Raw genomic sequence first — 7,856 nt, 5'->3', positions numbered from 1 at the left:
CAATTACCTATCAAACATCGTGGCCTGTTTAGTCGCTTATTCTTATCAAGAGAAAAAACCCGCTCTTAATTTACGCGATGCTGATTTATTGCCCTTAATCAGCAACTCTTAAACCGAACTGAGGTTATATAGCAAGTTGGTGGCCCTGCAAAAAGATTTGGTCACCTGGCTCGACTATTACAATAATGAGCGCACCTAACACGGCTTGTATGCTGCGGACGAACGCCAATGGGGACATTACTCGATGGCAAAAGGGTCGAGCAAGAAAAGTTTTTAAGCTGTCAAAAACTTGACATTCACGTCTAAAAAATCCGTAATTGCCAGATTAGGTTTGGACCGATATTTATGATACATGTCAGTGAGTTTTGATGGAACCTTTAGAATACGATATTAATTTACTGGGTAAATGTAAAGCCAAACTTGTTTGGTACTTAGCGTCAATATCTTCCAGTGCGATTGGTATATAGCTAGGACTTTCTAACATCGAGGGACTGAAGCAAAACTCTTTGCTTTTTGAGTTGGCTTCGTATCATTCGTAATGCCGGCCATTCCAGGCTTTGATCCGCATTACGCGACGCTATGGCTTTACCGGCTTTGCTTTTGGGCCCAGTCGAGCTTTTCCATGGCTTCCACGTCTTGATTAACTGGGATTGGCGCGCTCTTCGCTCTTCTGTCCAACCGTTCGCCATGCGTAATTTCCAATAGTTCGTTTTCCAAATCGGTTGGCGGGACTTCGTCCGTTTTGCCGTTATTCACTTGAACTGCCTGGCCGATATTGGTTTGACGAACCACAGTCACAGCGGGTGGATTTTTGATGGCAGAAAGTGCTTCGAATGTCAGGCAACACTGTCGCTGCGATTGCAGAGCCAGTTTGAGGAGGGTGGCTTGCACGTCCAGCCCTGAAGCATGCAGGGATTTAACAGCCAGTGCGTTGAACAGCGTATCCAAGACAATGGCCTGGGCTGCCAGCGTTTCTTCCGCACGCCCCCGGTCGCCTTTTTGTAGCTGGTTGATTTGGGTGTTCAATTCGCCAGCCATTTCCATCAATCCGATCTTACCCAGCACCTGGTTGAAATGGCTTAGGGTATGAGCGGCGAGTAAGTTTGGGCGGGTTGCCGCTTTTGCTATTAATACGCCCCTGCTGTGAGGCTGTTCACTTGCTTCGGAATAATCATCGGTCATTTTATGTAAGGAGTGGGACATAAGGATGCTGCGCTAACTGGCTGGATTAACACTTATCTTCGTGTCACGAATAGCGTGATGCAAGCGATTAGTTCAGAATGACGCCCATTGAGCGGGAGGTAGGCCACGTTATCAGTCTGAGCCCTCCTACTGCAGTTATGCACCCTATCAAAAACAGACACTCAGAGCCAGATAACAACACACATTCCTTATCTGGGTTTTTGCACCGCAAGCTAATCTTTATTAGCACCCAAAAAGTAATTTTATTATAAACGTTCTATATTGTCGTACATGTGGATTATTCTTGTGATCAATCGCTTTTTTTGCAGTTGTGCGCACACTGCTCTAAGAATCTGTTCACGATCTTTGATTAGCTAGGTGTTTAGACCCACATTTAAATGGTTTAAAATACCCCGAATTTAAGGAGCAAAAGCCATGGGACAAATATTACACGGAACAGCCACGACTACGCACTTCATCCGAGGAAAAATACACAACGCTGAAGAGAGTATCAGCCGGTTAGCGTCGAAGTACAGCATCAACCCTAAGACCGTCCACAAATAGAAGCGGCGGGACTCTATTGAAGACCTAAAATGCGGCCGCCGTCTTGGGCAAGGCAGCGTGCTGTCCGCCGTGGACGAGGCCGTCATCGTCGAGACGCGGCGGAAAAGCCTATTGCCGCTGGATGACCTGTACGACCTGTTGCCGTACGAAGAAAAGGCGGCAACCAAAACCTTCAAAGCCTATGAACCAGGTTACCTGCATATCGACACCGCCTCGATCAATTTAGGCAAGGACAAGTTTTACCTGTTCGTCGCCTTTGACCGCGCCGCGCGGTATGTCTACCTGGAGCTGCACGGCAACAAACGCATGGAGACCGCCGACTTTCTCGGAAACGCCCTGGCGCAGTATCCGTTCAAGATCGAGAAGATACTGACCGACAACGGTATCGAATTCAGCTATAACTCCTTGCCCGGCGGCAAGAAGCCCAAGAGTAAGGAACATCCGTTTGCCTTCCTGTACAAGGATAGACAGATCGAACACTGTACCACGCTCGTCAAGCATCCGTGGACAAACGGAGGGGTCGAGGCCATGAATAAAAAAGTCAAGGCCAACACCCCCAACGCTGCCACTACGACAACGTTGACCAGCTAAAGACATACCTTTACCACTACCTGATGAACTACTTCTATAAAAAAACATTAACAAGCCGATGTTGATCCGATCAAGTTGAACTATTTGAGTAGTCGATTCATTTCCGATGCATAAAAATAGCAAATTGATCTTGATTTGGATGCGGATTCAATCTTCAAAAAATCGTCCGGTGTCACCATTAACAATTTACGCGCTTATTCCTGGTTAGCATGGAGCCAGTTTCTATAGTCAGACTGTAAGTGTCCAGCACTTCCATCTTAACAAACTATAAAGTCCTTCATGCTCATCATTTTTGCAATGAAGGTAAGAAATGGCAATAGCTAAACAGTGGCGACAACATATAGAGCTGTGGCAAAACAGTCTGGAAAACAATATCTAAATTTTGCCGCTTGTACAACAAAAGAACCTTCAAATTTTTCAGTAGTTAACCACTATCATATTGATATTATTTATATACGCCAATTTTTTACTAAAAACTCAACGCGCTCATTAGCAAATATTGGAAGTCGTTTTCCATATATATAGACATCAACTTAACTTTAAGGTAACAGGTAGTTTTATAAGTTTTTTAGACGCTCTACCTACACCTACAACCATTCCATCGGTAACAACCAATAACCCTGTCAATGTATTACCATTTACAATAGTTTCAAGCGTTGCTGTTTCACAATGCTCAATATGCCAGTCAGAATAAGATTTAAATAATCTAAACTGAGGATCACTATAATAATAGGCATCATTATGAATGTCTTTGAATTGTTGCCTGCCTAACGCTTTATCAGATTCTATTGAATATACTTCATTTTCATTGAAAAATATTTTAACTACTTCAGTGAAACTAGCTGATTCTTGATCAGGTGTTTCCTCACTGTTATGAGTTGGTTCCTCTGAACCGTAATCTCCTCCTATGGTAGCGAAAAATGAAGGATCGGTATGTGTTGCAATTAATATCGTCCGATAATCTGCCAATAGCGTATGTAATTGTTCATCGACGCGTTCTAATGCTGACTGGGGATCAATCCACCAATCTGTCGACCAGATACGAATGACTTCCCAGCCCAAACCTCTTAAAACCTGTTCTCTTAAAAAATCGCGATCTCTGGCAGTAGCAGAGCTATGATAACTAGCACCATCACACTCGATAGCACTCAGATACAGACCAGGAGCATCCGGATTAATCACACCAAGATCGATCCTGAATCCAGATACGCCCACTTGAGAATGCGTTACCCAGCCTTTTGCATGCAGCCTTTCAGCAACGGCTTGTTCAAATGGCGAATCAAAAAAACCGCCAGGTGCGCCAACGGCTTCTGTCAGCGCACAAACGCCTCGTTGCGCGTATTCAAGAAAATGCTTTAAATCTCTGATACCTTCCGCGCCGGTACGTGATAAATCGATTTGTTCCGGTTTTAATGAAGCAAACACATGCATTTCTTCTTTGGCTCTAGTCACCGCAACATTTAATCTGCGCTTACCACCGGTTTGATTCATGGGGCCAAAATTCATACTTAACTTACCGGCGGCATCTTTACCGAAGGTAATAGAGAAATAAATTAAATCACGCTCATCGCCCTGAACACTTTCTAAATTTTTAATAAACACAGCGTCAAACTTATCGTCAGCAAAGTGCGGTTCTATCTCTGGGTATCGGCTACGCTCGACTTCAAATAAATCACTGATTAATTTTTGTTGATCCGTATTAAATGTCACAATGCCAATTGATTTATCAAAGCCAGGTTGACGTAATCTGCTAACAATATCCTCGACAATCGCTTCTGCTTCACCTCGATTAATACGATTCTGTCCTTCTTTATAGATAGAATCAACCGCATGATAATGCACCGACATGCCGCGAGTATCATTATTCGGAAAGGTAACCAGTTTGCCGCCGTAGTATTTATGATTAGAAAAAGTAATTAACGATTCACAGCGCGAGCGATAATGCCAATTTAGATTCATACAAGGAATGTTTGCGGCTAAACACTCATCTAAAATGGACTCCATATCCTCTTCAATATCATCGGAGTATCCATCATCGCCAGATTTCCTAGCAAAAAAGGCGGTAGGCGAAAGCTGCTTTGGATCTCCGACCACAATGGCCTGCTTAGCTCTGGCGACTGCACCAATGGCATCAGGTACAGTAATTTGACTGGCTTCGTCAAAGATAACCACATCAAATGCCTTACTATTAGCCGGAAGGTATTGCGCTATACTCATTGGACTCATCATCACACAAGGGGTCAACTTGGTGATCACCTCCGGCATTTGACTCATCAATTGGCGCAACGGCATATGGCGTGACTTCTTTTGAATTTCGCGCGCTAACACGCCCCATTCAGATCCTCTCTCAATGTCTTGTGCTTTAGGAATACCGGCAGCTAACAATGCTTTGACATAGTCCTGTGTAAGCTGCATAAAGTCTTCATCTAACTGATGATATATTTCGATTTTTTGACGATGTTCAGCCGGAATAAAATTTTTCAACACCTCGTCCTGATCAATAACCGAATTCACCCACCATCGTGAATAATTAACCAATAACAACTCCTTTGCGGATAAGCCATCGGTATACCCTTGTTCAATACCGTCAATTAAAGAGGCTAAACCAGCGGAAATAGCATGCTGCCTCACTTTTCGCCAGGCACACCAGTAACGCAGTTTATTTTTGTTTGTTAACCAGACATCACATTGCTCAATAACCCCCTGGAAGAAATCATTTTCCCCTGTAGCTTTAAAAACATCCCCCGATTGAGAACCGATAACGGTAGCCAACTGTCCTGCATGTTGTTGATAATGACTGAACTGCTCTAAATAGGCAGCGCCTTTGCTACCGATTGGCGCATTGCGTTCTAGTAACTCATTTTGATCGATTACCAACTGCGCGATACGCTGCTTATTAGCAGCCGCCTGTTCTGCGTCTGCACTTATATTTGCCAAGGCACTTAACACCCCATCCAACCATTGACAGGCGGTTCTAATCCATACAGTATCCGAATCTACGCCCTCCCAATATTTTCCAATCACAGCGCCTAAATGTTGATATTTAACAATTTTCTCTTGTAAATGCTTAGCTTCAATTAATTTAGCGAAATCATCAGGAATACTTTCCGGATGAATTTTTTTACCTACATTTTTACCTAGTGCTTTTTTAACCGAGCGCTTACCTAACCACTTTGCTAAAAACCCTTTCTCTTCCGATTCAATCCATTTATCTTTAAAATCTTCTAGTTCACAGTTCAATACGGAGCGTTTAAAAGGATTTCTTACGCCATTCATTCGGCTATGAAACTGTTCAACCAAGTCAGACAGTTCCAGCAGTTCTTTACGCTGCATTGCCCCTTGAGGCAAAAAGCCATAGCCATAATTTTCTCCAAAAGCATCAGGTAATAGCTCCGCTAATTTTTGTAATGCGATTAACTGGGAAAATTGGTTAAAGGTTAAACTTAAGCCCAAGTGCTGTGCATACTCATTCGATGCAAGTTCCAGTGCTTTAACTATTTGCTGCGCACCGCCGGCTAAACTTAAGACTTCACTTTGCCAAGAGGGCGACCATTCGACAGTCGCAATGTGTGAAAAAATATCTACACCAATGCTCGCCAACTCAATTCTATTGGCATCAATACGATTAGTAATATCATGCAATGCTTCAAACGCCTCTAAAGAGTGTTCCTCCGGACTGTGCCAGTGCAGTTTCACCACGGGCACATCACTATACTTTATAACCACGCCCATCGCTTGATGTGGCGTCAGTCCATTGGGGTAACGATGATGTAAGCGCTCCACGTACTTATTCAAATCGCTTCTGACCAGTGCTAAACGTTGTGCTTCTTTTTCCCAATTTTGCCATGAACAATTAACAGAACCCCAAGCCTTACCTAATTGCGCAATAACGTCTGACTTTTTGGCTTTTGCAGAGTGTAATTCAAGACAGTGCTCACCTAAGCCGACTTGATGCAAGCGTCGATAAACCACTTCCAGAGCCGCAGTTTTTTCCGAAACAAACAGCACAGTTTTTCCAGTCGCTAATAATTGAGAAATCATATTAGCAATGGTCTGACTTTTACCCGTACCGGGCGGTCCGATCAAAACAAAATCTTTACCTGCTTCGGCTGCATACACAGCGGCTATTTGCGAGCTATCGGCCAACAGGGGAATAAACGAATCTCTGGGGTGTCGGGCGGCATCGAGTTGTCTCGGGTCTGGAAATTCAATACCCGTTCCGGAATACATATCTCGGGGATTTTCAATCAAATGTTTAACTACCGCGCTTTCTTTCAAGGCATCGATACGTTCACATAGATCGCTCCACATCAGATATTTCGCAAATGAAAAAGTGGAAATAACCACGCTCTCTTCAACTTCCCAACCGGCAATATCTTTTATCTTTATTCGCAGGATAGTTAAGATTTTCTTAACATCTAAACCATGTTCATCGGTAGGTAGCTTTGCTTTAAACTCAGGGATTTCAAGCGCAAAATCTTGCTTTAGCATTTCCAGCAAAGTGGGATTAAACCGAGGTTCATCCTCATGAGCTTGTAACTGAAAACCTGAACTTACACTTTTACGGGTGATTTCAATTGGAATTAAAATCAGTGGAGCTCGATAGGCCCGTAGCGTATCTTTACCGTTAGACCAATTTAAGAAACCTAAAGCAATATAGAGAATATTGGCTCCGCTTTCCTGAATGGACTCTTTTGCTGTGCGGTAAAGTTCCAGCAAATCTGTGGTGAGTTTTTTGCTATCTGTATTCGCAATCAGCTCTTTTTTGGATAAATGTCGCTGCAATTGTTCATTAAGTAAACTTTCCTGATGTAGTTGCAAATGCAATTGCTCTGAACGCGGATCACTGGCAAGCTTTAAGGCATCAACTGATAAAATCTTAAATTTTTGATTGTCAGCCAGCATATCTTCAAGGCTGGCTATATCAATGCAATTGATTTCGATTGCTCTGCTGCGACTGGTAAAGTTTAATAGACGATTACGCATAGTTAAATCCAGCAACTGACGTTTCCAGTTTTCTATACGTGCTTCTGGCGTATCTAAAACGCTCGCGGAGACATTATCAGAATGAAAACTTTGCTCGGGGATGTCGGTGATAATTTCAACCGGCAAGTCAACTTCATCCACGATAACATTTGCCTGGTATCCGCTCACTAACTCGATATCAGATAATGGTTTAATACGTGCGGATCTGGCACGCTTAATATCTATCGCCAGAACAAATTCCGTATCATGATTTAACTTATCTTCTGCTTCTTGTTTGGCCAAGCTAAATTTAGCCGGGGGTTTATGGGTACATAGCGTAGTTTCAAACACGATCAATTCATTTAATTGACAACGCTTACGCAAAGATTGAACGTCATAAATCACTGCGGTTGAAAGGTCTTCATCACTTAGAAGCTGTTTGGAAATTCATCTTTTCGCCCATAAGGTATCAATTTTGATTATGAAATAAATAGTATGAGCACAAAAAACGGAAAAAACGTTACCCGAGTAATTTGAGTGAGGGGGCATGGCGG

At 43.0% G+C, this 7,856-nt stretch carries 3 protein-coding genes and 2 pseudogenes; 3 read left to right on the top strand and 2 right to left on the bottom strand.

All coding sequences use genetic code 11. The features are described 5' to 3' along the window. Positions 1–112 (top strand): annotated as a pseudogene (locus tag HUX64_RS20595) (IS982 family transposase); the annotation flags it as partial. A 9-nt stretch (positions 113–121) separates the two neighbouring features. After that, a pseudogene (locus tag HUX64_RS20000) lies at positions 122–306 on the top strand (hypothetical protein); the annotation flags it as partial. A gap of 279 nt (positions 307–585) precedes the next feature. On the opposite strand, the gene HUX64_RS18810 reads toward HUX64_RS20000, so the two are convergent. Further along, positions 586–1,182, bottom strand: coding sequence for a hypothetical protein (locus HUX64_RS18810; RefSeq protein ID WP_174627723.1), 597 nt, complete (start codon positions 1,180–1,182; stop codon positions 586–588). Positions 1,183–1,815: 633 nt separating this feature from the next. Here HUX64_RS18810 and HUX64_RS18805 point away from each other — a divergent pair. Further along, positions 1,816–2,337, top strand: coding sequence for a DDE-type integrase/transposase/recombinase (locus HUX64_RS18805; RefSeq protein ID WP_174627722.1), 522 nt, complete (start codon positions 1,816–1,818; stop codon positions 2,335–2,337). A gap of 528 nt (positions 2,338–2,865) precedes the next feature. On the opposite strand, the gene HUX64_RS18800 is transcribed toward HUX64_RS18805, so the two are convergent. After that, entirely contained in the window at positions 2,866–7,605 is a 4,740-nt protein-coding gene (locus tag HUX64_RS18800; RefSeq protein WP_174627721.1) for a DUF4011 domain-containing protein, read from the bottom strand. Positions 7,606–7,856 lie beyond the last annotated feature (251 nt).

It is taken from the genome of Candidatus Methylobacter favarea, from assembly GCF_902806695.1.
Taxonomy (GTDB): domain Bacteria; phylum Pseudomonadota; class Gammaproteobacteria; order Methylococcales; family Methylomonadaceae; genus Methylobacter_B; species Methylobacter_B favarea.
The sequence above is the reverse complement of the archived record's forward strand: the minus strand, read 5'-3'. Positions and strand labels throughout refer to the sequence as shown.